Origin of the sequence: Litoreibacter halocynthiae, assembly GCF_004365635.1 — a bacterium.
GTDB lineage: Bacteria > Pseudomonadota > Alphaproteobacteria > Rhodobacterales > Rhodobacteraceae > Litoreibacter > Litoreibacter halocynthiae.
This window is the reverse complement of record NZ_SOBH01000005.1, coordinates 41,914-65,177: the sequence shown is the minus strand read 5'-3', so window position 1 is coordinate 65,177 and position 23,264 is coordinate 41,914. Positions and strand designations below refer to the sequence as shown.

The window sequence follows — 23,264 nt, the reverse complement described above, 5'->3', positions numbered from 1 at the left end:
TTTCTTCATGTTTTCTATCGGCGAGCTTTCAAAGCGCACAAAGGTCAAAGTTCCGACGATCCGCTACTACGAGGAAATGGGGCTTTTGGCAGAGGCCGAGCGCACAAGTGGCAACCAAAGGCGGTACGATAAGGACGGATTGGAACGATTGAGTTTCATCCGTCACGCCCGCGATCTGGGCTTTTCGATTGAGGCTATCTCTTCGCTCATCGAACTACAGGAACACCCAGACCGATCCTGCGAGGCAGCAACCGACATCGCTGTTTCGCAGCTGGCCGACGTGCGCGAGAAGATGAAACGGCTCAAGCTATTGGAAAAAGAACTTACGCGAATTTCAAAAGGCTGTGATGGGCACGGCATATCCGAAGACTGTTACGTGCTGGCGTCTTTGGCAGATCATGAGCTTTGTGAAAGAGATCATTGAAAAGTCGATAGCAGACCTTGGCGCAGCTGCAGCGAAATGGCGCTCCGTCCGCCAACCCGCCGAACGCACTCACGATCCAATGTCCGCTGCGGGCTGGCACCAGTCAACTGACCAAAGCTATCAGATGACCGCTTCGAGCCCAATCTATGCGACAGCACCCTATCTGGACGTACAGCTGACTTCAAATATACTCACCCGAATTGGTATTACCAAAGTAGATGATTTTGCGTGCTTATGATTGGCGAACACCTCGTGATCTTCGGAGTCCTGCTTTCGATAATTTTGTCGCTGTTCATTGGTGTAAGGTGCCGCTCGAGTTTCAGCTCTTATGTCCTTAAGATCGGTGGAATGTTTTTCCTTGTGGCTTACCTGAACGTTCTCACTTTTGAATACGGTTGCGAGGGCCACGCGTTTATTGGGTATGCTAGATGTTTACTATTCTCTGACCCAATTGCCGCAATAGCATCGAGATTTAACGCTTTTGCAGTCGTCAGCTATCTAGTTGCTGCCGGACCACTCTTCATCTTGGCGATATCTGCGGAACTGTATTTTCGTTGGAGGGAAACCAGAAAATAAACGGCATCAAAGTCCGCTTAGCTGACCTCCGCGCCAGTTTTGAATGCGCGCTTCTGGGCGAGGGGTGCTGTTTATAGCGGCAACTCAAGTGGGACTGACCAGTAGCCTCCCTCGTTCTTCTCAAGCTCGCGATTCAGACACCAACCTTATGGCTTGGGTAGGCGGCATCAACATTTAGTAGGTGCTGAATTCTATACCCATACATATTGATTTTGTTCCCATTATGTTCTACATTGTGAGTCGAACAAAGATGGAGGGATCAATGCAGCAATCATCATCAGTTGGAACCGACAACGGGGCTCTTAATACGTCGAGCAACGACTACCATCGGTTGCCTGTAACCGAGAAGCAGTTGAACTTCGCGCGCCAAATTTCCTTTAGGACGGGCCAGGTCCTGCCATGGGAAACCCAGCAAGATCGCCAGGCTCTGTCGCGCTGGATCGATGAGAACCGCGAGGCTCCGAGCTCGAACAAGTTTGCGAATTATCCGTCATCCAAGCAAGTTGCATTCGCAGAGCGTATTGCGCGGTACAAACGCAGCGACGTACCACCTGAGTGCTTTAGAGATCGCGGGCTGATGTCGCTTTGGATTGATAGCAACAAGTAATTTCAGTGGGGATCAGCCCAATCGTTCTTGCTTTGTTTTCAACCTGTAATGCGTGTTATGTTAATAAATTTTGCTTTGATCGGCATTTCAGCGAAAACAGTCATCCGCCCGTGTGGCGGCGAAAATCTGCTCTGACCCATAACTAGGTGGCGACAGGCGACCTTGCTAAAAGTGCCTCGAAATCAAAGAAACCTTCGGACACGCACGGCATAATCATCAAATTCGGAACCATACTCTTCTTTAAGCCACGGCTCTTCTGCGAATGGTGCAGCTAACAGAACGAGGATTCCTGCCATTCCTACGATGAGCGCCGGCGTTGCTGATGTGAGAATTATCCAACCACCGACAATCGCGATATCGGCCACATACTGAGGATTGCGTGAGTATCGATACATCCCAGCGGTTCTCAGATTGCCCTTCGCACCGCCTGTTTGTGGTATTCCGAAATGAGCGACTTCAGACCAGACGACAAAATTGCCGACCAAGATAAGTGGAATCCCAACCCCGAAACGCAACCAGCCTGCCAAAGGAAGATCGCCCCACCCCCAGATCCCAAGGACAATAAGAATGCCAAACAGCGAGAGTGTGGGCGCCCAGACCAGAACAGGCGTCATGACTGTATAGCGTCGAGGGGGCCAAATGCGGCGCTTCGGAACTGCAATGGACCACAGGATTGAAGCGAGCGTCGCGGCGGCAATTCCCAGACCAAGAAGAATCAGCGTCGTCTGCATCATGCCTCGCTCTCTTTGTGTCCATAGAGCTGTGCGCCTTCATGCGCATGCTCTAGGTATTCAATTTCCAGCGTGGAATGCTGGATGCCGAACTCGTCGGCAAGACGGGCCTTTAGCGCCGTTTTGACTCCTTCGCCGGGAGCACCGTCACTGATCACCACATGGCAATCCAATGCGGCCTGGTTCTCCTGCATTTGCCAAAGATGAACGTGGTGGACGTCATGCACCCCCTCGACAGCTCTAATGGCGGCAATGACCGCCTCGTTGTCGAGGTCTGGCGGACTTCCCAGCATCAGAATGCGTATGGGGCCGCCAATTTCCGTGACGGCGAGGTAGAGAATATACAGGGCGATGCCAATCGTGATCGCAGGATCGACCCACCACATGTTATAAAGCAGGATAAGCGAGCCGCCGATGATTACGGCCACGGAGGCTAAAGCATCTGACAAGTTATGCAGGAAGAGCGCCCGGATGTTCACACTGCGCTTTTGCATAGAATACGTCAGCAGCGCTGTCAGCGTATCGACGACTAGCGCTACAGAGCCAAGGATCACCACTGTCCAACCAGCCACTTCGGTCGGTTTAATCAGTCGCATTCCGCCTTCATATATGACGTATACACCGACTAGGATGAGGGTTGTGTAGTTGATCAACGCCGCGACGACTTCGATCCTGCCATAGCCAAATGTCATTCTTTCATCAGCGGGACGTCTGGCAATCTTTCGGGCCGCGAACGCAATTACCAGAGAAGCCATATCAGAGAAGTTGTGCAACGCATCTGCAATGAGTGCGAGACTGCCCGACAGGATGCCGCCCACAATCTGCGCAACTGTCAGAAGTGCGTTCGCCCAGATCGCGATGGAGACACGACGATCACCGGATGCAGGGTCGATATGCGCGTGGCCGTCATGAGGCATGATGTGATCCCTCGTGGTGATGATTGGGCATTGCCATGCCAGGAATGCGCGGTAGGCGCCCGGTCCGAATGCGGCGAACGCGGGCATTCATCCAATGGCGGATGAGGTGTCGATAAAGAAAATCCTTCATCAAACTGAGCGACTGCCGATGATGAATGTAGAAGTCGTCGGGCGCGTCAAAAGTTCCGAAGTCCTGCACGATGCCTGTTTTCTGGATGTAGGTGTCGCTACCGGTCCACTCGACTGGCGGGGCCGTCAGACAATCAGTCCCTGCCCCATAGCCGCAGAGGCTTTGTGTATCGGTGAATGCGGATTGGAGAGTCGAAAGAAACTGAGCATCAAGAATAAATCCTTCGAGGTTCGCCCAACCCGTCTCCGTTTCGACCTCAATCCAGGAATGAAGGATTTCTTCGGGAGCAATGGGATAGACGAGTTCAGGAACGACACCCCGCTGCAGTTCTTTGTGGATGGTGAATCCATGAAGACGGCAGCGCACGCCGACCGCGCGCAAAAGCGCCATTAGAAGAGTGCCCTTGGTGTTGCATTGGCCGAACCCGTCAGTCAGCACCTCAGCAGCCGAGATGTAATCTGCCCGATTGTATCCGAAGGCGATTTCATTCCGCACAAAATCGTAGATTGCCCCAATCCGGACATGTGTCGACAGGGCGTTCCAGCCCCGACTCTCAATCAGTCTTCCAATCGACGGATGGGCGAAATCCAGGATTGGGGTTGCTGCCAGTAGCGGATCATCAGCACACATTTTACATCTCCACGAATCATATATGTATAGATGTAATTGCTCTAGTGACTAGAGCTTCAAGTGGCTTTTCCGTTTGATCCGTTCGGGCCCTTGTAAGGGCTAAGCTCCAATCCCGTCATGGTCGGTTAGACACTCCGAATGATCACGCAAGACTTCGAGAACCTTGCAGTCCGCTGTGTTTCCGCCGCTGCATTCCTGGATCATGCGTTTCAGTTCGGTGCGCAGCGCTTTTAGTCGATCCATCCGCAATTCGACCTGTTTGAGTTGCCGACGCGCGATGGAGTCGGCCTCATGGCATGAGCGGTCGGGATTATCGCTGAGATCAAGAAGTTCACGGATGGCTTCCAGAGGAAATCCCAACTGACGTGAGTGTCTGATGAAGGACAGGCGGTCGACCTCAGTGTCCCCATAACGCCTCTGGCCTCCTTCGGTCCGGCCCGGCTCGGGCATTAGCCCAATCTGTTCATAGTACCGAATGGTCTGAACCTTCGTTCCGGTTTTCTTACCCAAGCTGCCAATTGTAAGCATGTAACCTCCATAGCTATAGTGTTGGTAGCTATAGGTATCGGCATGTGCAAGCCAGTGCTCTGTTCACGGGTCCGTGACACGCCGTCACTGTGCCAAGAAACAGCTTGAACCTCTAGCAACTAGAACATTTACAACGCAATAAAAATGTACCGAATCGGGCGTAATTCGACCAATGAGACTATCTGCCTTGCAAAGAATGCTTTGGGGCCTCGCCGCGATTGCGATTGTGGGGTTCGTTTGGCTGCAAGTTTCTAGCAGGAGTGATCAGCGAACTGACGAGCCTGCGTTCCGGGCAGATTTCGAACTGACTGATCACCAAGGCATGATGCAAACAGACGAAGATTTTGCAGGGCGCTGGATGCTTGTTTTCTTCGGCTTTGCAAACTGCCCTGATGTTTGTCCCACGACACTGGCCGAGGTTGCCGCTGTCATGGATGCGCTTGGCTCCGATGCGGTGCAAGTACAGCCGCTGTTTATTTCGATTGATCCGGAACGGGACACACCACAAGCGCTCGCTGAGTTCATTCCTTACTTCGACGCTGACCTCATTGGGCTTACCGGAACTGCAGATCAGATCAAGCGAACATCTGAGACCTTTCGCATCTACTACGAAAAGATCGAGGAAGCCGCCTCGCCAGATGGCTATACCATGGGGCATTCCTCGCAATTGTTCCTCTTTGATACGCAGGACGGATATGCTGGAGCTTGGACTTACGGCACGCCGGCGGAAGAAATCGTCTCTGATCTAAGGGCGAGGCTGTAGATGTGATTTATGCAATTTCTAAAGACACCGCTTTGATTGGGGCATGGATCGTAGCGCTTACAAGTTCGCTATCCGTGCTCTATATTGGCGAGGTGATAGGGCAAGCACCTTGCAACCTATGCTGGTTTCAGCGCGCGTTCATGTTTCCTTTGGCTGTCGTTCTGGGTCTTGGCCTATGGTGGCAGGATGATCGGGTCGGCCGCTATGGCATCGCACTTGCGCTTGGGGGTGCTGCGGTCGCGCTTTGGCACATGGGCCTTTACACCGGAATCCTGCCGGAACCCATCCAACCCTGCACAGCGACAGGCCCGGCCTGCACCGGCGACAATCAGCTGTTTTTTGGGATTCCTATTCCGCTCTTGGCGTTCATCGCTTTTGCGCTCATCGCGTTCTTATCATTTCTCTCCCTGAAGGAGCCCCGCACATGAAAAACAGATCAATCGTACTATCCGTCTTGGCTGTTGGCCTAGCGATCTTTGCCGCCGCTTTCTGGTATCAGTCCCGCCCTGCCTCGATTGCACAAGTCGAGCCGATCCAGCCCGAAATAGCGGAGGCACTGATGCGTCCCTACTCGCCCATCATGGGGCCAGAGGATGCGCCTGTCACAATCGTGGAGTTCTTTGATCCAGCCTGTGAAGCCTGTCGGGCATTCTACCCGGTCATCAAGGATATCATGGCGGAGCACGACGGACAGGTTCGGGTTGTTCTTCGCTACACCGCGTTCCATGGTGCGGCCTCGGAAGAAGCCATCAGAGTGATGGAAGCCGCGCGTATGCAAGACGTTTATGTTCCGGTCAAAGAAGCGATCCTTGAGTTTCAGTCACGTTGGGCGTCTCACGGCGAACCAGCGCCCGGTTTGATTCTCGGCATTGCGGAACAGGCTGGCCTGGATGTTCACGCCGCAAAAAACCAAATGAGAGCGCCACAAACGCTGGCGATCCTCAATCAAGACCGCGCGGATGTTGAGACAATGAGCGTGCGCCAGACTCCCACCTTTTTTGTGAATGGCAAACCCCTTGATCCGTTCGGAGCTGACGAACTGCGCGCGTTGGTCGCCGCAGAAGTCGCGGCGATCGGCTCGTGACCAACTTACTATTGAGAGGAACGAACCCGTGAAATCATCCATTGCTGCCACTGTCTTTGCATCGTGCCTGTTCATCGGGCTGCCGACGATAACAGTTGCTGGGTCTGAGGACGTTGTGGTCGAAGACGCCTGGTCTCGCGCCTCTATCGGCATCAACCGTCCGGGTGCTGCTTATATGACCCTGCGCAATACGGGTACCGATCCGGTGACGTTAGTGGGCTTGGAAACGCCTCTCGCCATGATGCCGGATATTCATGAAACGACGACCGACGCAAATGGTGTGAGTTCTATGGCACCTGCAGGAGACATCATGGTTCCACCAGGCGAAACAGTTTCGCTTGAGCCGGGTGGCCTGCATGCCATGCTGATGCGACTGCAAATCAAGATGGTTGAAGGCGAAACCTTTCCGTTGACATTGAACTTTGCCGATGGCGGAGCTCTGACCGTTGACGTGCCCATTCTTGGGATTGCGGCGCGTGGGCCAGAGGGCTGATGAACCGAAGCACCCTCATCACTTATGGTGCTGCAGCGAGCGGCGTACTTGCGCTCGCGCTATTTGTCGGTTGGTGGCAGGTGGATGGGCCAGGCACACCTGAACCGGCAGCACAGCGGCCCTTGCCGCTTACTCAGATGAAATTTCAGATGACCGACCAAGACGGGTCAACGGTCGGACCAACGACGCTTTTAGGTAATCCATCTATAGTGTTTTTTGGCTTCACATACTGCCCCGATGTGTGCCCGACCACATTGTCGGACATTTCTGGTTGGCTCGACGACCTTGGAGACGACGTTGCCGACATGAACGTTGTGTTCATTACGGTTGATCCAAAGCGCGATACAGTGGCGGCCATGGCTGAATATGTCAGCTATTTTCACCCCGCTATCCAAGGTTGGAGCGGAACGCTGAGTGAAACGACACGCGCCGCGGCAGGCTTCCGCGCAAGTTATGAAAAAGTCGCGACCGAGGGCGGCGACTATACGATGAACCACACTGCGAGCGTTTTCCTCTTCGCTTCAGAGGGGCAGTTTCTCGGTACCATAGACTACCATGAACCACGAGAATTTGCAGTGCCAAAGATCCGCCGCGTGCTGACAAGAGCTTAACAGAAAGTACAAAAATGGAATCCTTATCCCCCATAATGCTTGGATTTCTGGGCAGTCTGGCCGCTGGATCTCTAACAGCTGTCGGTGCCATACCTGTACTCTTTGGGAGGATTCCGTCTCGCGCAACAAGGGATCTGTCACTTGGATTTGCGGCCGGCGTTATGCTTGCGGCATCTTTTTTTTCGTTGATTATCCCCGCTCTTGATGCCGCTGAAATGCGGTACCAAAATGCAGCCGCTCCCGCAGCAATCGTATGCGTGGCAATTCTCCTTGGGATGGGTGCCGTGGCGCTGATGAACGAAAAGCTTCCGCACGAGCATTTCAGCTCTGGCCGAGAAGGGCCTGAGGGCGCGTCTCTACGCCGCGTCTGGCTATTTATTATCGCCATTACAATCCACAATTTCCCTGAGGGTCTTGCAGTCGGTGTCGGCTTTGGCGCAGAAGGCGTTTCCGGCGGCCTGCCGCTGGCCATCGGAATCGGTCTGCAAAATGCCCCTGAGGGTTTAGCCGTAGCGGTGTCCCTTCTTGGCGAAGGGTATTCGAAGTTTCGAGCCTGGGGCATTGCGGCGCTCACGGGAATGGTCGAGCCCATCGGCGGGGTGCTGGGAGCCGGGATAATCACCTTTTCACAACCACTCCTGCCGTGGGGTCTCGCCTTCGCAGCAGGTGCGATGCTCTATGTCATTAGCCACGAGATCATTCCCGAGACGCATCGAAGCGGGCACCAGAACAAAGCGACGCTGGGCCTTGCCGTAGGTCTGGTCCTAATGCTATTTTTAGACGTCTGGCTCGGTTAAGATCGCCAGACATGCTTGTGTTCGTGAGGGATTCTCAGGCGTAGATTTCTATGGGCGTGCCGTCGCGCACCATCGCATAGACTTCTTCGACCTGCCGGTCGGTGACCGAAATGCATCCGGCAGTCCAGTCTCGCTTGTTCAGCGGGTCGATGCCCCATCGCGGACCCCCGTGGATGAAGATGTCGCCACCGGGAGATTGGCCTTGCGCCTTAGCAAATGCGATGTCCGCCTCATTTGGATAGGAAATGCCAATAGACAGGTGGAACAAGCTATTTGGATTGCGGCGATCAATAGTGTAGGTGCCTTCCGGCGTCCGCCCGTCCCCTTCAAACTGCTTATGTCCCGTCGGAGAGAATCCTAGGCCGACCGGATAAGTGCTCAACACACCCTGCGAACCGTCCAGAACCAGCAGTCTGTCCGACTTATAAAGGCGAATGCGAGTGACTTCTGGACCGCTGTAGGATCGAAATTTGCTTGCACATCCAGAAAGGACGGCAGCCATGCCGCCCGCAAGGAAGAACCGTCTAGGATTTTTTTTAATCATCACGGCTTGATGCCTCATTGTTTGAGGTCTTTTCTAGCAACTTGATATCGCCAAGTCAGTCCACAATCAACGTCCGTGTGCTAGTGCACCTTTGGTCGTCTGTTCATCTATCCAGTTGTGTCATCTTGTGTTCCTGGTTGATCGTCTCGCGCATTCAGTAAGCGCAACGCGTTGGCGACAACGAGGAGCGACACGCCGACGTCAGCAGCGATCGCGCCCCACATTGAGGCCATGCCGAACGCTGTCGCGACGACGAAGACGGCTTTGGTAGCAAGTGACAAACCAATGTTCTGCTTGATGATCAACATGGCCTGGCGGGAATGCCCGATTAGCCAAGGCACTTTGCCAATGTCGTCGGTCATCAGCGCAATATCAGCGGTTTCAATCGCAGCGTCTGACCCGACAGCGCCCATCGCGATGCCATAATGCGCGCGCGCCATTGCCGGGGCATCGTTCACGCCATCTCCAATCATCGCGACAGTGGCATGCTCTGCCACCAATTCCTCAATAGCGTTTACCTTGTCCTCTGGCAGGAGTTCGGCGCGCACCTCGTCTATGCCCACTTCGGCTGCCACCGCCCGTGCCGTTGCCGCGTTGTCGCCTGTCAGCATCACGATCTTTTTGACCCCTTGGGCGTGGAGCCGCGCAACGATCCCCTTGGCGTCGGGACGTATCTGGTCACGCAGTTCCAGCACGCCGCTGACACCACTGTCGTCCCCAACTGCCACAAGAGTGTTTCCAGCTCCTTCAATCTGGTCACGCAGCTCTGGTGGGATGGTAAACCCGAATCCTTTTTCCTTTGCAAAGCGGTCCGATCCTAGCCAGATAGACATGCCGCTCATCTCGCCCTCAAGCCCGCGACCCGGGACCGTGCGTGTGTTGTCAGCGGAAGCGAAGGAAATGTTGTCCCGCCCCGCGCGGCTAAGGATCGCCCTTGCCAGCGGGTGGGAGGACCGCGCTTCGAGCGCTGCGGCGCGCATCAGAAGATCGCGTTCCGATATTTCGCCAATTGGGTATACACCGGCCACTTCGGGCTCCCCCATCGTGATCGTGCCGGTCTTGTCCATGGCAATCGCTGTGGTGCGACCCGGCGCTTCTACATAGGCCCCGCCCTTGATCAACACGCCGTTGCGCGCCGATGACGCAAGGGCTGCAACAATGGAGACGGGCGTTGAGATCACCAGGGCGCAAGGGCAGGCAATGACCAGAAGCACCAGCGCGTTATAGAACCAAAAACCCCAGTCACCGCCGGCCACAAGAGGCGGCAGAAGTGCTATGAGAATAGCAAGCGCCATCACGACCGGTGTGTAGATACGGGCAAATTTCGTCACCCATTGCTCGACCTCTGCCCTTCGGGAATGGGCGTCGTCCACCATGCGGATGATCTTGGATAGCACCGTGTCATAGGCGGCCTTCGTCGCCCGTACCGTCAGCGTGCCATCACCATTGATCGTGCCGGCATAGACCTCATCGCCAGCCTCTTTTGGCACCAAGGCACTTTCGCCAGTGATAGGAGCTTGATCGACGGCTCCCGCTCCGTCAACCACTTCTCCGTCGAGCGGAATACGGTCACCGCCGCGCACAATGAACCGCGCGTCGACAGCAACCGCCGCGGCGGGAACGTCCGCTTCCGAGCCATCGTCATAAAGTACCCGCGCCGTCGGGGGCGCGAGATCAAGCAGCGCCGAGATAGCATTGCGCGCGCGCCCAACACTCCAGCTTTCGAGATACAACGAGAGCGAGAAGAAGAATGCCACTGTTGCGGCCTCGAAAAACTCTTCGAGCCCGATGGCACCGGCCACGGCCACGACCATCAACAAATTCATATCCGGAGAAAAACGGCGTGCGGACGACCAAGCTTTTGGGGCAACGAGCCATACGCCAAACAGGATGGCCACCGCGAATGGTCCCGCTTCGGCCACTGGCATCGGCGCCTCACCATGGCCTGCAAACAATCCGATGGCGCCACCAAACCCGGTCTCGACAACATGGTATATGAAACCGGCCGCCCAAAAGCCGCCGCTCAACGCTGTAAAGCGTTTCTGGGTTTTCAGATGCGCGGCCTGTTCCGTGTTGGCATCCTCGGCGTTCCAAGTTTTGGCTGTCATTCCGGTGGTCGCAACCAGCTTGATGATTCTGTCCGAGGATGAGTCGCTTCCGCCATCCAAGACTGTCATCCGCGCGTTTATCACATCAAACGCCAGATACTCTATGCCGCCGACCTCGGGTCCCACGACACGGTTCAGGATTGACACCTCTTCAGCACAGTCCAAACCGCTGACGTAAAAACTTCGGCCGTCGGTAGGCTGTATCTGTGTCTGTGCGACGGCTTCATCCCCGCAGCAGCTTCCGCCGGGTTTGGCTGCTTTTTCAGAATGATCGTGACTGTGATGAGCGGCATCATGTGGCATAAAGTATCCTCGGAATCGCAATGATGCCCTTTGCATACATTCTACAGTAACTAGAGGTTCAAGGGAAAAATGATGCCGGAAAAAATAAGTTGATACCCGATTTGGAATAGAGGCTGCAAATAACCAGAACTATTGAGTTTAAGCCACTTTTCCGGAGAAAAACCTCATGACAGCACGCGATCGCATTGCAGAACATGGAGTTCGATTCGAGAAAACTGAGTGAATGATATTTCCGAAAGACTAGTAGGACGTCAAACTCATGTTTAAACGATGGGTTCTGTTGCCCTAGTTAATGTGGAACTGGAGACGGCTGTTGGCGATCGTATCATGCTGCCTTCGTGAAGAGTTTTGCGACGAAGGCAACTTCGTTGAGCACGCCAGGCTCGTTGTTTGCGAAGTGACCCTTCTTTATCGCGCAGTGAGTTTCAATGCCTTTGAGGGTATTCTTTGCTGCGGTCAGTTGTCGGAAGCCACGCTTTGGTCGGAGCAATTGTTTGAGAGCGCCCTGATCGCCCTCGATCCGATTGTTCAGGTGCTTGCGATCAACATGAATGATTGCGTCATTCGGCCCGTTTCCGAAATTCATTTCTCGGATGACCTTGGCATAGCTGTGGGCTTTGTCGGTGATGATCGTCATTGGTTTGTAGCAGCGGACAGTATCGCAGGCCTGTCGCATGAAGGCCCTTGCGGCTTTGGAGTTTTGTCGTGCGGTCAGCCGGAAGTCAATCAATTGCCCACGCTGATCGACAGCCCGCCACAGATAGCACCATCCACTGCCCGGCAGTCGCTGCTTGCAGCGATGAGAGGGGACCATTCACCCGCACGTAGGTTTCGTCCACATGCCATTGCAAACCACGCCATGAGCGATGTCGACCATAGGCGTGTTTACGAATTTCAGGACCGAACTTTTGTACCCAACGGTAGACTGTTGCTGCGTCTACTGCGATACCGCGCTCAGCGAGCAGGTCCCGCACATCGCGATAGGACAGCGGATATCGACACTACCAGGGCACCGCCAGCAAGATCACGTCTTGCGGGAAACGGTGATGTTTGAATGGATCTCCGCCGGTCATGGCGAACTCCTGTAAACAATTCCCCCAGCATCAGGCCACATCGAAAATAATGCAACAGTGCCGATCAGGGCGTTATTGCGGCTCGTGCGATGCCCATGTATCGCGCGTGTACGCGAAACATGGAGCTGTCATGCGGTTTTGGGAGACAGTCGGCCTTATTCTAGTTTTGTCCGCAGTTGGGCTCACGTATGAGATTGCGGCGGGCCGTGTATTAGCGCCGTTTTTTGGGACGTCGCTCGTTACGTGGACCACAGTAATCGCGACAGTTTTGGCAGGGTTTTCATTCGGTAGCGCACTCGGCGGGCTGATTGCGGAACGCGAGAGAGATGTGGCGGCACAGCTCGTCCGGCGGGCCCTGATCGCAACGGCGCTACTAATGGCGCTCTCACCGATGATCCTGTCGATGCTGTATGGGCTAGGAGCGCGAGGCACTGGTGGAATGATCCTTTCGGTTATCGTCGCTTTCTTTCCCGCGTCAGTACTGGTTAGCTTCCCTTCTCCCTATTTGGCGAAGCTGGCTGTAGAAGCGCGGCCAGGGAGAGAGGGATCATCACTGGGTATTGTACTGGCTGCGGGTTCGCTGGGCGCTATTTTAGGGGCGGTTCTTGCCGGATTTGTCGCCTTGCCAATAGTGGGTTCGGCGCTGACCTTTGCGGGATGCGGGGCTGTGGCTCTAATGTGCGTGTCTTTTGTGCGTGGTGGCCCGCAGTCCATATTAGAGATCATCGCACCAGCAGGATTGATCATTGCGTTGAGCTTCGCAAACGGGTCGGTCTGCCGGTATGAATCAGGCTTATCGTGCATCGATGTCGGTTATCGGGACGGTGAATTACACCTGTTTTCAGATCGCATCGCTCAAGCAGCCGAGCGAATAAATTCTGATAATACTCCTTCGCAGGAAGATCCGCTGGTTCTGAATTATACGCAAATGCTGTGGGCGCGCATGTCACATGATTTGCCCACGAGTGCGAACGTTCTGTTTGTGGGTGGCGGTGGGTATACATTGCCAAGTCAGTTGTTGAGTATGCGCCCGAATGCACGGGCGGTGGCGGTTGAGATTGATCCGCTCGTGACTGCGGTGGTGCAAGAGAATTTCCCTTGGGCCGCGTCGGTGATAAAAGATAACAGGCGGCTCGAAATAGTGCATGCGGACGGGCGAAGGTATATAAACGAAACAGAACGCCAGTTTGATGCGGTTGTCATGGATGCATTTTCATCCGGATCTGTCCCTGCACATCTGGTTACTTTGGAAACTTATCAGCGCCTGCGCGAGATCGTCACCGGGCCAGTGTATGTGAACCTTATCGATGAGCCAAACGGGCAACTTGTACGTGGAACCCATGCGATCCTGACGCAACTTTATCCGTATGTAACGGCGGTAGTCGGACCTGTAAGTGCGCGTGGCTATGCTAATTTCATCCTGACGGCCTCGCCCACGCCGCTCGCGCCACTCGACCGGTTGCCTGCTGATTTTATGGTTACGACACTGGCGGCAAGCAGCCCCTTCACGGACGATCGTGGCTGGATCGGGCATCGCTAGGCGCACCTGACCCCAATAAATTGGCACAAAAGTAATTTTTTGCTGCATAGGTTCAAGACCTAACTGTGCTGTCGGTACATTGTCCCGCGTGCGACGGAATTGCGCTTGTTGCAACGGGAACCGAGTAATGTAATGGATATTTCCAGACACTGGATTTGAATGAATAGACAGGGGACTATCGTGCGAACTGTAACTGGAACATTAGTGGTCGGCGCTTTTCTATTGAGCGCGTGCACAGCAACAATATCTCCCAATAGGTCATCTAAGGTCAGGCAAGTTCCAGACGAAGTCGTTAATTTGGCAGCACTCGGTCAGGACCTCAGCACAGCCCGTCTGCTGCCGGAAGACGGCTGTTACTGGTACGAGCACAGAGGTCGCGTCGAGACTACACTGCTTCCATTGCGTTCTGCTCGTGGTAATCCAATCTGTGTCGCCAAAAAGACCTGATTTCTTTGTGGACTACGGTTCTACAGCGCGAGTTTAAGTCTCCGAAACTACGCTTCCTTCAGCGGAGTATAGATATGCTGTGGATCCGATAGCGACATTTGGATAAAGATCATTGATATGGGCCATTACCATACGAACACAGCCTGAACTTGCCCTCCCGCCAATCGAACGAGGGGACGGCGTGCCGTGTATTCTAAGGTAAGTATCGCGATTGCCGACATATAAATAGAGTGCTCTAGAGCCAAGCGCATTCTTAGGGCCAGGCTCCTGCCCATCGGCAAATTCAGCGTATTCGGGGTTCCGCTTAACCATCGAGGCGGTGGGTGTCCAATGCGGCCACTCTACTTTTCGCCGAATGGTGTATGTTCCCGGTTCGTAAAGATTGCCACGCGCGATCGCTACGCCGTATCGCATCGCGGTGCCGCCCTCTTCGATGTGATACAGATATCTTGCAACTGCATCGACGTGAATATCACCTGGCTCCAAACCATCATTCGCAACAACCCGCTGTGGTAAAAATCTTGCTGGTAGACCCCAAGGATTGGATGTTGCTGGATCGTATGCATCTGGGGTTACGCGCGCATCCCAAGATGCCTTTTGTCCCTTTGTTGGTTGGGATTTTCCCAAAACTGGGCTCGCTAATGGCGCCGAGAACATAGCAGCAGTTGTCGAGATAAAGTGGCGTCGTGTTAGCATTGATCAGTCTCCCGCAAATTTTTGAACGCGCTGGGCTCTTTCGCCAACAAGGTCAATTTGTTAAATATACAACCTCAAGCAGCTGTAGGTTCAAGTTGTTATCTCGTCTCGTGATCAAAATTTAGTGAGCAACATGTTCATCACAGCTGGCACATTAAATTTTACACCTAATTGAGGAAAGTCGGGTTTAAAGCAACTTCGGGCACGCTTGTTTCGTATGTTGGTCAACGTTCATCATATAGATCGTATTGATTGATGCAGGTACTCAAAAAAGTCTTGATTGCTTCGCGGCACTCAAAGAGTTTCATTTATTAATCTTCCCTGGGGTCAGCCCCCATTAACTGATTGAGCTTGTCGCGCTGCTATGATTCACGATCCCCAGTTTCGGGGGATATGATGAGCAACTTATACTGGCTTACGGAGGCGCAGATGAAGCGTTTGCGGCCTTACTTTCCAAAGAGCCGGGGTCGCGTTCGCGTGGATGATTGCCGTGTTTTAAGCGGCATTATATTCATCAATCACAATGGTTTAAAGTGGTGCGATGCACCTGCCGAGTATGGCCCACCAAAGACGTTGTATAATCGCTGGAAGCGTTGGAGTGATATGGGCGTGTTTGCCCGGATCATGATGGGACTGGCTGAGCAAGCCCCCGACAACGCAACCATCTCAATTGATGCAACATATCTCAAGGCGCATCGCACGGCCTCCAGTCTGAGGCTTAAAAAAGGTTGCGTGGACGCCTGATCGGGCTGACCAAAGTGGGAATGAATACTAAATTGCACGCCGTTACAGATACCAGCGGCCGTCCTGTCCGCCTGTTCATCACGGCAGGGCAGGTAAGCGATTATACTGGTGCTGCGGCTTTGATGAACGGCCTGCTTGAGGCCGAGTGGCTTCTCGCAGATCGAGGATATGACGCTGACTGGTTTCGAGATACCCTTATATATAAGGGCACAAAGCGCTGCATCCCAGGAGGCAAATCGCGCAAGAAGACCATCAAGTACGACAAGCGCCGATACAAACGCCGCAACCGCATCGAAAGGATGTTCGACAGGCTCAAAGACTGGCGACGTGTCTCAACCCGTTATGACCGCTGCCCAAAGGTTTTCCTGTCAGCAATCGCTCTCGCCGTAACAGTCATATTCTGGTTATGAGTCCTGACCCTAGCTTGCCTTGTTTCGACGCAATAATCCATAATCCGACAAGGACACAACTCAGCAATGTATTCCAACTCGCCATCGAAAGAGTAAGAAACTCCCAGGAGACCTGATCGCACATCACCAAGTCTGCCACCCCAGAAGTTGATAGTAGATCTTCTGGTGTCATTGTTGTCAGATCCAAACCCGAGCCTGTGCAAGAAGTTGGCCCTTCCCACCAATCTCGCTCTACTCCGGTATGAAATATCCCGATGCCAGCCGTGGATGCAGTTGCGATGGCACCGACGAGATAGATCACTTTGTGGCGCAAACCGAAAAAAACTAGTGCGCCCAAAAAGATTGCGATTGCGTGAGGGTATCTTTGCCAGATGCACATGGCACAAGGGGCGTATCCAATTGATTGAAATACCCAAGCTCCAAGCAAAAGTGCCAAAGATCCAGCAGAGGCCGCTAGGCCGATTTTATAAGATGGATATGTCAAAAACTCACCAACGTGATTTAGGGTTACCCACTTCTTGCCGAATAATTATATGTTCGTCCACCAGCTCAGTCTCTTAATTCGTTGGAGATTTGTATTCGTTTGTAACGGCAGCAAATCCATTCACTAATACTTCGCATACACAACCCGAACAGTCGCTTCGCCAGTGGGGTGTCCACCCCCTTCGAGCGCGGGTTGTGTCCAGGCCAAGTAAACTCCATCTACCGTTCGCGCCATGCGCGGAAAGTTGACTGATCCATCACCTGTATTGACAGTTACTGCTTCCTCTTTTTCACAAGTTTCGCCAATCCGGACCTGGCAGGCAAAAATAACTTCGCCAGCGTCTTGCCATTCGACCCAAGTCACAAGCGCAGTTGTTTCGCTTAACATTAGTGCATCTACGCGCCCTGCCGCCTCTCCAAGATCAACCCTGATTGGTAGGTCAAAATCTCGACCACTGTTCCTTGAGAATGCGACTTTCACCGCGGGGATATCATCAGCGGATGTAAACCATGCGACAACGGCAGTCTGACCCATTGCTGCAATCGCTGGCCCGTTTACAGGGCAGCCCGAAATTTCCCAGTTATCATCGTGCACAATTTTGGAGCTGGACCATTGCCCGTCTTCAAACCGCACGACCGAGATGTCGCGAATTTCTGCGTCGGTCCGGTTGCGATATGCAACCAGTATTTTACCATCCCCAGTGACCGCTGCGGAGGTTTGGCAACAGGTACATGTCTGAGCGTCCACAAGGACGTCTTCCGACAATATACCGTCCGATGTGAGCTGCGTTGCCCGCAATTGCATTGCGTCGGGCAGTCCTGTTGATTGGCTTGCCAGCAATTCTTTTTTATACGCGCGGGCATCCAGCCAAACACTGACCAATGAATCTTCTGAACTTGGTATCAGCGTTGCAAACCCATGTTGACTTTGAGTGCCGTCCTGGTGCGGAACTATGGGTGTGCTCCAAGATTTGCCCTCGTCCTTTGAGAGCGCAATATTGACATCGTAGACGTAAGCCCCATCGCCAGCTTCCTGCAACCAATGAGCCGCCAAAGTCCCGTCCGGGAACGCAGTGATGGATGGGAAATCAGCCCAGTTTATGAACAAATCCTCAGAGCTTGTGATAGTGCGGGCCTCGGTCCATGTCATATGGTCGCCGATGGCCATTTTGACGGCGAACCCATCTCCATCGGGTTCTGTCCAGCTCATGACGACACGTCCATCGGTGAGGGCGAAAAAAGAGGGTTCTTGTGCCCCTAGACCGACGGGCGGGTCTAAAGTGACGAAGTTAAGGGGTACTTCTGCGGCAATACCAGACCCCGTCATCAATGCCCATATCGCAACGAAACTTCCAAAAACCGATCTCAGCATGATCATCCTTTCTTAAGTTGAACCCAGCTTAGCTTCGTTTTTCTCCCAACAGCTTTGGTCACTTGCCTGATAGTAGCGCAGATTGAGGTTAGTGAAAGAATGATATGAGCCTGATAAACATTGTATCTGTATGTAAAGTTGACCTTGCCACTGAAATGGCCTTATCGAAAAGACTAATTTCACGTCTTTTCAATTAAGGTGACATCGTGAACAAGCAGAGACGTAATACCCTCATGGCCATCGGCGCGGTTGGAATGGGATTTGTTGCTGTTCGTTTTGTGCCGACGTTGATTCCCCAAAAATTAGAGATGGAGGCGATGAGCGACCTCCAAGGCTTCAGGAAACTTAATGCAGGAAAAAGCTCAGCTGGCAGTTTCGACTTTTTTGTTGGACTAGACGCGGAAGAAGACCGGCTGCAAAAAGATGCGAAGCTTAAAGCAGACACACGTGTGCTCAAAAATATTTGTGGCGCATTGTATGAAGGACTCGACCTTAAATCAGGCCAGGTGCCTATGGCGTCATTTTCCGACTATTACTGTCCCTATTGCCGAGTGCAAACTAAACGCTTGGCTAAACTTGTTGAGACAAAAGGCGATGAGATTGCGGTTGCATGGCACGAATTGCCCTTGCTGGGTGAGAACTCAGACCTAGCTGCAAAAGCCGCCTTGGCTGCGAAACGGCAAGGCACCTATGCAGCGTTTCACAGAAGACTTATGAAATCAGCTTTTTCTGTAAGCCCGGAATACTTGTCCCAGCTGGTCAAAGATCTGAACATAAACGAGTCCCAATTTCTGGCAGATATGGCCAGCGATGAAGTTAGAATAGAGCTAGAAAACAGTGCCGCCTTGTCACGAGCCTTTGCCTTTGTCGGCACACCGGCCTTGGTGATTGGACGCACGGTAATTCAAGGACAAATCAGCGACAGGGTAATTGAAAGAATAGTCGAGTTGGAACGTGAGGAAGGCTGGGCCGAGCAATGCGGCTATGCATAATCTGTTCTCAACTCACGTATAGCCAAGTTGCCATGCCGTCTACCTGATGACTGAGCATGTGGCAATGAAGCAGCCAAGATCCGGGATTATCTAGAACGCAAAGAATTTCGCGTGTCTCGCCTGCGGCCAAAAGAGTTGTATCGCGCAAATAAGTTGGCTTACCGTCAGTAGTCGTTTCCCAAAAGTGGTGCCCATGCAAATGGATGCCGTGAGGGAAGGCCGTATTGTTAATCAATCGCAACCGCACAGTGTCTCCACGAGGCACAGAGACGAGTGGTTTATCCGGAAGACCGCTTGTATCGTTGAAGGCCCAAGTGCCAAAGCCACCATGCGCCATCCCTCCTGCTCCGCCTTGCATTTCTAGATCGGCCTCGTAGGTTACAAGCCCTGGGCGCGGCAAGGAACTTTTCGGCAAAGGCAGGACTTCACCCTCACGAGGTTTCCGCTCCCCATCGATCGGGATGCGCACCAATTCAGTTTCATCAGTATCAGTAGACTCAATGATAGAAACGTTGCCGAGTACGTCCCCAATAATGTCGACACGTTGCCCCGGTGCCAATGTCAAATTCTCCATAGGCTGCAACTGGGTCAGGGGCATGCCATCAAGTGCCACAATTTTGCCGTTCACCCCATCTAGGCGAATGTTGAAAATGCGGTCTGGAGCCGGATTAATCACCCTCAACCGCAAGCGTTCTCCAAGTCTTACTTTTCCTGTCGACACAAATGGCGTCATGATATTCCCAATCCGTCCAGCCGTTGCAAACTGCTCTGGCTCAAATTCGGTCTCGAACTGGCCATCGGCATCCAGCAGGACATCAAAAAGCATGACCGTTATGTCTTGATCCACATCAGGAGGGTCAATCTCCTCAACGATCAGAGGGCCAAACATCCCGCGACTAACTTGTTCAACTGACATGTAATGAGAGTGGTACCAAAAAGTGCCTGCGTCAGGCACTTTGAAATCATAGTCGAACGACCGCCCCGGTGGTATCGCGTCCTGCGTCAGCACGTTGACACCGTCCATTGCATTGGGCAGCCGGATGCCATGCCAATGCAGAATTGTTCCATTCTCAAGTTCGTTTACAACACGGACGCGTAGTCGATCGTTCTGTCTCAGACGGATTTCTGGTCCGGGCCACGATCCATTAAAGCCGAGCATATCGATTGATTGCTGATTGATATGGGCTGAAACTTGGCCCGGGCGCAGGGTTATCCGTGTCCCCCCAGCGTGCAGCGGCAAAGGCAACATTGAGGCCACCGAAGTAAGTAAAAAGCTTCGTCTGTTCATGGCCATGCGGAGCGAGCCTTCGGAAAGAATTCGCTGGATTGAACCATATAAAGCCGCCAGAAGTAAGGGACGCTTGGACTGACATTTTGATACATTTCTGTCCTCTTCAAGTATGCCGCTTTGGTGTATGCATCACTTTACTGTTTTCATTGATTGAGCCGATCCGAATGACGCTTACCTTTTGGCGCGTAATGATTTTTCTGATCAGCGTCCTTTGGGCGCCGTTGTTGCATGCCGCAAGCTCCGAGAGCTTTTCAAATTTCGCACTCTCGGCACGCCTGATATCGGTTGAAAACGGAGTAGCCCCAAACGTAAAAACGTTGTCTCTCGGCTTAGATCTTGAACTGGCGGAAGGTTGGAAAGCTTACTGGCGGTCGCCAGGCGAAGTCGGCCTGCCGCCGGAAATTGATTGGCAAGGCTCACGGAACCTTGAAACATCAGAGCTTCTTTGGCCCGCGCCTCAACGCTTCACGGCCTTCGGAATAGAAAATTTTGGATATCACGACCGCGTCGTGCTCCCGATTTTGGTTGTTCTAGAGGAGCCAGGCGCTCCGGTAGAACTCGCTGCTCGTGTTACGTTACTCACTTGCTCAGACATCTGCGTGCCGCATGATTTCAATTTGACCTTGGCAATTCCGGCAGGCAATGGCGTCGACACACAGACGGCAGCGCTAGTAACGAAGTTTGCACAGAGAATTCCGGCCGAGCCATCTGCCAGCAATATAGTGATCACATCTGCGGCCTTAACAAATGACGCGCTTGTCATAACCGCAACAAGTTCGGAGGCCTTCCAATCACCAGATGTATTCCCGGAGATGGGCTCGTTCTTTACGTTTGGACAACCAGATATCCGGACCAGCGCATCTGGAACCTCCCTTTGGGCGCAATTACCGCTCCTGTCGCGCGATGACGCTACTGGGCCTTTGCGCTTAACTGTGACGGACGGTGCGCGTGCGGTGACTGCACAGCCCGATTGGTCCGACTTTCCTGCGGAGCCACCTTACAAAATTACAGTGGCCCAACCTGATGTCATGCAGCTAATTTCGATCGCTGTTTTTGCATTTCTGGGTGGGTTGATCCTGAACTTTATGCCTTGTGTCCTGCCAGTTTTATCAATCAAGTTGGCGTCGGTCATGGCCCATGCTGATCGGTCCGCCCACACGGTGCGCGGCGGGTTTTTGATGTCTGCATTAGGTGTTCTTGCGTTCATGTGGGTGCTGGCTACCGGCGTTTTGGCGCTTCAAGCCGCAGGGATGAGCATCGGCTGGGGGCTGCAATTCCAGAACTCCGCCTTTCTAACGATAATGTTTATGATACTAGTTGTGTTCGCGGCAAACCTCTTCGGAGTTTTTGAGATATCGCTTCCTTCTGCTTTGCAACGACGGCTGGCAAGTGCTGGGGCACGAGAGGGATATCTAGGCGACTTCGCGACTGGCGCTTTCGCTGCGGTTCTTGCCACACCTTGTTCTGCACCGTTTCTTGGCACAGCTATTGCATTCGCTCTGACCGGTCGAGCGATTGACACTGTTCTGGTGTTTACCTCACTCGGGCTCGGGCTGGCTCTGCCCTATCTACTGTTTGCTGTGCGACCGCAGTGGGTGAAACTTCTGCCAAAACCCGGGCGCTGGATGATTGTAATCAAGTGGGTGATGGGTCTTTTACTGACTCTTACGGCCATTTGGCTTCTTTGGGTTTTGAACGGCGTGGCAGGAGCGTGGGTCGTAAGTACAGTATTCGGCTTGTCCGTCGGGTTTGTGTTTTTGGCTGCGTTGCCACGGCTTGGTGAAAATGTTCGCATCGCTTCGCTCGTCAGCATTTCCGCTCTAGCCTTTTTGGTTGCTTCCAATTTTACAACTGCGCCGACCCCAAGAACATCTTCGCAGGATTGGGCAGAATTCGACCGGAGCGAAATTCCGCGACTGGTTTCGCAAGGAAAGACTGTTTTCGTTGATGTGACCGCAGATTGGTGCCTGACATGTAAAGCGAACAAAGCACTAGTCTTGGATAGAGAGCCAGTTGCAGGCCTATTGCAGGCAGAAAACATCGTCCCTATGCAGGCAGACTGGACGCGGCCAGACCCCGAGATATCGCGTTACCTCGAGACACATAACCGGTTCGGGATCCCCTTCAACATAGTTTACGGACCCAACGCACCAAGTGGCGTTCTGCTATCAGAAATCCTGTCGTCTGACGCTGTAATCCGTGCGTTGGAAGAAGCCCAATCGGAAAAATCGACGAACGGTTTTTGAACTTTGCTGACTGGTGCAGCGCTCTTATTGTAGAACCACCCCATGGCTCGAGAAGGCATCCAAGGTTTGATAAGAACTACCATCGGGTTTTCGGTCAACGTCCGATTCCCAATTCAATAATTGAGTCCTCTCCGGCGCATGCACGTTTCAGTTAACGCTCTTTAAGATAAACGGCTCTAAATCCGGAAACGGCACCGATCGTGCCAATTACAAACACAAAAGATGCCAAACTCCTGAACCATGAGGCTGCTAGTTAATGCCGCGCCAGAATGATATGTATCTTTCAATTCATTGAGACGCCCTTCCGCAAGATTTTTGCCCTCAATCTACGAGGGTGTTCGACAAATCTTCGAGAATAGGACAATCAGGTCTGTGATCGCCCTGACATGCCTCTACAAGATGAGCTAGCGTATTTCGCATAGACTGCAATTGCGCTATTTTCTCGTCGATTTGATGCAGGTGTTCTTCCGCGATCTGCTTAACCTGCGCACTTTCGCGGGTACTGTCATCGTAAAGAGCCAACAGTGTGCGACAGTCTTCGATGGAGAACCCAAGCGCGCGAGCCCGACCCAGAAACGCGAGCTTGTGTAGATCCTTTGGCTGAAACGCGCGGTAGCCATTGTCGCTCCGCAAGGGGCAGATCAGGCCTATGTCTTCATAATAGCGGATGGTTTTGGGCGGCACGCCTGCGCGTTCGGCGACTTCTCCAATGTTCATTCTAAGC

General features: G+C 53.1%; 25 protein-coding genes and 1 pseudogene. 14 read left to right on the top strand and 12 right to left on the bottom strand.

Annotated elements, in window-relative coordinates; all coding sequences use genetic code 11:
* Positions 1 to 7: 7 nt before the first annotated feature.
* The 3 genes from BDE40_RS17615 to BDE40_RS17605 all read left to right on the top strand — a co-directional run bounded on the left by BDE40_RS17615 (position 8) and on the right by BDE40_RS17605 (position 1,607).
* Positions 8 to 424 (top strand): MerR family transcriptional regulator, encoded by a 417-nt coding sequence (locus BDE40_RS17615; protein ID WP_134016858.1) that lies wholly within the window; start codon positions 8 to 10, stop codon positions 422 to 424.
* Positions 399 to 662, top strand: coding sequence for a hypothetical protein (locus BDE40_RS17610; RefSeq protein WP_162848124.1), 264 nt, complete (start codon positions 399 to 401; stop codon positions 660 to 662). The genes BDE40_RS17615 and BDE40_RS17610 overlap by 26 nt, the downstream gene beginning before the upstream one ends.
* A 600-nt stretch (positions 663 to 1,262) precedes the next feature.
* On the top strand, positions 1,263 to 1,607 hold the full coding sequence (locus tag BDE40_RS17605; RefSeq protein ID WP_134016854.1) for a hypothetical protein: 345 nt from the start codon (positions 1,263 to 1,265) through the stop codon (positions 1,605 to 1,607).
* Positions 1,608 to 1,789: 182 nt separating this feature from the next.
* On the opposite strand, the gene BDE40_RS17600 is transcribed toward BDE40_RS17605, so the two are convergent.
* The 4 genes from BDE40_RS17600 to BDE40_RS17585 all read right to left on the bottom strand — a co-directional run bounded on the left by BDE40_RS17600 (position 1,790) and on the right by BDE40_RS17585 (position 4,543).
* On the bottom strand, positions 1,790 to 2,341 hold the full coding sequence (locus BDE40_RS17600; RefSeq protein ID WP_134016852.1) for a methyltransferase family protein: 552 nt from the start codon (positions 2,339 to 2,341) through the stop codon (positions 1,790 to 1,792).
* A complete protein-coding gene (locus tag BDE40_RS17595) occupies positions 2,338 to 3,255 on the bottom strand; it encodes a cation diffusion facilitator family transporter (protein ID WP_134016850.1) in 918 nt (305 codons plus the stop codon). The genes BDE40_RS17600 and BDE40_RS17595 overlap by 4 nt, the downstream gene beginning before the upstream one ends.
* The gene (locus tag BDE40_RS17590; RefSeq protein WP_134016848.1) at positions 3,245 to 4,015 is read right to left on the bottom strand and encodes a transglutaminase-like domain-containing protein; all 771 of its coding nucleotides are present in this window, start codon (positions 4,013 to 4,015) and stop codon (positions 3,245 to 3,247) included. Before BDE40_RS17590 ends, BDE40_RS17595 begins: the two co-directional genes overlap by 11 nt.
* A 99-nt stretch (positions 4,016 to 4,114) precedes the next feature.
* The gene (locus BDE40_RS17585) at positions 4,115 to 4,543 is read right to left on the bottom strand and encodes a MerR family transcriptional regulator (RefSeq protein ID WP_134016846.1); all 429 of its coding nucleotides are present in this window, start codon (positions 4,541 to 4,543) and stop codon (positions 4,115 to 4,117) included.
* A 172-nt stretch (positions 4,544 to 4,715) separates the two neighbouring features.
* On the opposite strand from BDE40_RS17585, the gene BDE40_RS17580 reads away from it, so the two are divergent.
* Genes BDE40_RS17580 through BDE40_RS17555 form a run of 6 tightly spaced genes read left to right on the top strand, consistent with a single transcriptional unit; the run spans position 4,716 to position 8,291 of the window.
* On the top strand, positions 4,716 to 5,306 hold the full coding sequence (locus BDE40_RS17580; RefSeq protein ID WP_134016844.1) for an SCO family protein: 591 nt from the start codon (positions 4,716 to 4,718) through the stop codon (positions 5,304 to 5,306).
* Positions 5,307 to 5,311: 5 nt separating this feature from the next.
* A complete protein-coding gene (locus BDE40_RS17575; RefSeq protein ID WP_134016934.1) occupies positions 5,312 to 5,734 on the top strand; it encodes a disulfide bond formation protein B in 423 nt (140 codons plus the stop codon).
* Positions 5,731 to 6,390, top strand: a complete 660-nt coding sequence (locus BDE40_RS17570; RefSeq protein ID WP_134016842.1) for a DsbA family protein — start codon at positions 5,731 to 5,733, stop codon at positions 6,388 to 6,390. Before BDE40_RS17575 ends, BDE40_RS17570 begins: the two co-directional genes overlap by 4 nt.
* A 40-nt stretch (positions 6,391 to 6,430) precedes the next feature.
* Positions 6,431 to 6,883, top strand: coding sequence for a copper chaperone PCu(A)C (locus tag BDE40_RS17565; RefSeq protein ID WP_246030514.1), 453 nt, complete (start codon positions 6,431 to 6,433; stop codon positions 6,881 to 6,883).
* Positions 6,883 to 7,494 carry an SCO family protein gene (locus BDE40_RS17560; protein ID WP_134016838.1) on the top strand — a complete coding sequence of 204 codons (612 nt, stop codon included), beginning with the start codon at positions 6,883 to 6,885 and terminating at the stop codon, positions 7,492 to 7,494. Before BDE40_RS17565 ends, BDE40_RS17560 begins: the two co-directional genes overlap by 1 nt.
* A 14-nt stretch (positions 7,495 to 7,508) precedes the next feature.
* Entirely contained in the window at positions 7,509 to 8,291 is a 783-nt protein-coding gene (locus tag BDE40_RS17555) for a ZIP family metal transporter (RefSeq protein ID WP_134016836.1), read from the top strand.
* A 34-nt stretch (positions 8,292 to 8,325) separates the two neighbouring features.
* Here the strand turns inward: BDE40_RS17555 and BDE40_RS17550 are convergent, their stop codons facing one another.
* From BDE40_RS17550 to BDE40_RS17540, 3 genes and pseudogenes are all read right to left on the bottom strand, one after another.
* Positions 8,326 to 8,835: a L,D-transpeptidase family protein gene (locus tag BDE40_RS17550; RefSeq protein ID WP_425462410.1), complete on the bottom strand. Its 510-nt coding sequence runs from the start codon at positions 8,833 to 8,835 to the stop codon at positions 8,326 to 8,328.
* 107 nt (positions 8,836 to 8,942) lie between these two features.
* Complete coding sequence (locus BDE40_RS17545) at positions 8,943 to 11,246, bottom strand: heavy metal translocating P-type ATPase (RefSeq protein ID WP_134016832.1); 2,304 nt, start codon at positions 11,244 to 11,246, stop codon at positions 8,943 to 8,945.
* A gap of 325 nt (positions 11,247 to 11,571) precedes the next feature.
* A pseudogene (locus BDE40_RS17540) lies at positions 11,572 to 12,319 on the bottom strand (IS6 family transposase).
* A gap of 130 nt (positions 12,320 to 12,449) precedes the next feature.
* Between BDE40_RS17540 and BDE40_RS17535 the strand changes: the two are divergent.
* Together BDE40_RS17535 and BDE40_RS18460 are read left to right on the top strand one after the other, a co-directional pair.
* Positions 12,450 to 13,859: a fused MFS/spermidine synthase gene (locus BDE40_RS17535; protein WP_134016830.1), complete on the top strand. Its 1,410-nt coding sequence runs from the start codon at positions 12,450 to 12,452 to the stop codon at positions 13,857 to 13,859.
* A 159-nt stretch (positions 13,860 to 14,018) separates the two neighbouring features.
* Positions 14,019 to 14,306, top strand: coding sequence for a hypothetical protein (locus BDE40_RS18460; protein WP_134016828.1), 288 nt, complete (start codon positions 14,019 to 14,021; stop codon positions 14,304 to 14,306).
* Between the two features lie 33 nt (positions 14,307 to 14,339).
* Here the strand turns inward: BDE40_RS18460 and BDE40_RS17525 are convergent, their stop codons facing one another.
* Positions 14,340 to 15,002, bottom strand: coding sequence for a L,D-transpeptidase (locus tag BDE40_RS17525; protein ID WP_134016826.1), 663 nt, complete (start codon positions 15,000 to 15,002; stop codon positions 14,340 to 14,342).
* Positions 15,003 to 15,398: 396 nt separating this feature from the next.
* On the opposite strand from BDE40_RS17525, the gene BDE40_RS17520 reads away from it, so the two are divergent.
* Positions 15,399 to 16,156 (top strand): IS5 family transposase gene (locus tag BDE40_RS17520; RefSeq protein WP_134016932.1). Its coding sequence is split into 2 segments (ribosomal slippage): positions 15,399 to 15,732 and positions 15,732 to 16,156, totalling 759 coding nucleotides; the frame shifts between segments, so codons are not numbered across the junction.
* Here the strand turns inward: BDE40_RS17520 and BDE40_RS17515 are convergent.
* Positions 16,140 to 16,640 (bottom strand): disulfide bond formation protein B, encoded by a 501-nt coding sequence (locus BDE40_RS17515; RefSeq protein WP_134016824.1) that lies wholly within the window; start codon positions 16,638 to 16,640, stop codon positions 16,140 to 16,142. The two genes, BDE40_RS17520 and BDE40_RS17515, sit on opposite strands and share 17 nt — an antisense overlap.
* A gap of 123 nt (positions 16,641 to 16,763) precedes the next feature.
* Positions 16,764 to 17,966: a sialidase family protein gene (locus BDE40_RS17510; RefSeq protein WP_134016930.1), complete on the bottom strand. Its 1,203-nt coding sequence runs from the start codon at positions 17,964 to 17,966 to the stop codon at positions 16,764 to 16,766.
* A 251-nt stretch (positions 17,967 to 18,217) separates the two neighbouring features.
* On the opposite strand from BDE40_RS17510, the gene BDE40_RS17505 reads away from it, so the two are divergent.
* Positions 18,218 to 19,003, top strand: coding sequence for a DsbA family protein (locus BDE40_RS17505; protein WP_134016821.1), 786 nt, complete (start codon positions 18,218 to 18,220; stop codon positions 19,001 to 19,003).
* A 7-nt stretch (positions 19,004 to 19,010) separates the two neighbouring features.
* On the opposite strand, the gene BDE40_RS17500 is transcribed toward BDE40_RS17505, so the two are convergent.
* On the bottom strand, positions 19,011 to 20,297 hold the full coding sequence (locus tag BDE40_RS17500; protein ID WP_246030507.1) for a multicopper oxidase family protein: 1,287 nt from the start codon (positions 20,295 to 20,297) through the stop codon (positions 19,011 to 19,013).
* Positions 20,298 to 20,482: 185 nt separating this feature from the next.
* Between BDE40_RS17500 and BDE40_RS17495 the strand changes: the two genes are divergently transcribed.
* Positions 20,483 to 22,540 carry a protein-disulfide reductase DsbD family protein gene (locus BDE40_RS17495; protein WP_134016819.1) on the top strand — a complete coding sequence of 686 codons (2,058 nt, stop codon included), beginning with the start codon at positions 20,483 to 20,485 and terminating at the stop codon, positions 22,538 to 22,540.
* 321 nt (positions 22,541 to 22,861) lie between these two features.
* Here the strand turns inward: BDE40_RS17495 and cueR are convergent, their stop codons facing one another.
* The gene (cueR, locus tag BDE40_RS17490; RefSeq protein WP_134016817.1) at positions 22,862 to 23,257 is read right to left on the bottom strand and encodes a Cu(I)-responsive transcriptional regulator; all 396 of its coding nucleotides are present in this window, start codon (positions 23,255 to 23,257) and stop codon (positions 22,862 to 22,864) included.
* Positions 23,258 to 23,264: the final 7 nt, after the last annotated feature.

Bases quoted from the DNA above. Each gene is read 5' to 3' on its own strand.
- BDE40_RS17545 (WP_134016832.1), bottom strand. From the start codon at position 11,246: ATGCCACATGATGCCGCTCATCACAGTCACGATCATTCTGAAAAAGCA.
- BDE40_RS17615 (WP_134016858.1), top strand. From the start codon at position 8: ATGTTTTCTATCGGCGAGCTTTCAAAGCGCACAAAGGTCAAAGTTCCG.
- BDE40_RS18460 (WP_134016828.1), top strand. From the start codon at position 14,019: ATGAATAGACAGGGGACTATCGTGCGAACTGTAACTGGAACATTAGTG.
- cueR (WP_134016817.1), bottom strand. From the start codon at position 23,257: ATGAACATTGGAGAAGTCGCCGAACGCGCAGGCGTGCCGCCCAAAACC.
- BDE40_RS17580 (WP_134016844.1), top strand. From the start codon at position 4,716: ATGAGACTATCTGCCTTGCAAAGAATGCTTTGGGGCCTCGCCGCGATT.
- BDE40_RS17585 (WP_134016846.1), bottom strand. From the start codon at position 4,543: ATGCTTACAATTGGCAGCTTGGGTAAGAAAACCGGAACGAAGGTTCAG.
- BDE40_RS17605 (WP_134016854.1), top strand. From the start codon at position 1,263: ATGCAGCAATCATCATCAGTTGGAACCGACAACGGGGCTCTTAATACG.
- BDE40_RS17535 (WP_134016830.1), top strand. From the start codon at position 12,450: ATGCGGTTTTGGGAGACAGTCGGCCTTATTCTAGTTTTGTCCGCAGTT.
- BDE40_RS17610 (WP_162848124.1), top strand. From the start codon at position 399: ATGAGCTTTGTGAAAGAGATCATTGAAAAGTCGATAGCAGACCTTGGC.
- BDE40_RS17550 (WP_425462410.1), bottom strand. From the start codon at position 8,835: ATGATTAAAAAAAATCCTAGACGGTTCTTCCTTGCGGGCGGCATGGCT.
- BDE40_RS17560 (WP_134016838.1), top strand. From the start codon at position 6,883: ATGAACCGAAGCACCCTCATCACTTATGGTGCTGCAGCGAGCGGCGTA.
- BDE40_RS17525 (WP_134016826.1), bottom strand. From the start codon at position 15,002: ATGCTAACACGACGCCACTTTATCTCGACAACTGCTGCTATGTTCTCG.
- BDE40_RS17495 (WP_134016819.1), top strand. From the start codon at position 20,483: ATGATTTTTCTGATCAGCGTCCTTTGGGCGCCGTTGTTGCATGCCGCA.
- BDE40_RS17555 (WP_134016836.1), top strand. From the start codon at position 7,509: ATGGAATCCTTATCCCCCATAATGCTTGGATTTCTGGGCAGTCTGGCC.
- BDE40_RS17570 (WP_134016842.1), top strand. From the start codon at position 5,731: ATGAAAAACAGATCAATCGTACTATCCGTCTTGGCTGTTGGCCTAGCG.
- BDE40_RS17510 (WP_134016930.1), bottom strand. From the start codon at position 17,966: ATGACGGGGTCTGGTATTGCCGCAGAAGTACCCCTTAACTTCGTCACT.
- BDE40_RS17595 (WP_134016850.1), bottom strand. From the start codon at position 3,255: ATGCCTCATGACGGCCACGCGCATATCGACCCTGCATCCGGTGATCGT.
- BDE40_RS17590 (WP_134016848.1), bottom strand. From the start codon at position 4,015: ATGTGTGCTGATGATCCGCTACTGGCAGCAACCCCAATCCTGGATTTC.
- BDE40_RS17600 (WP_134016852.1), bottom strand. From the start codon at position 2,341: ATGATGCAGACGACGCTGATTCTTCTTGGTCTGGGAATTGCCGCCGCG.
- BDE40_RS17500 (WP_246030507.1), bottom strand. From the start codon at position 20,297: ATGGCCATGAACAGACGAAGCTTTTTACTTACTTCGGTGGCCTCAATG.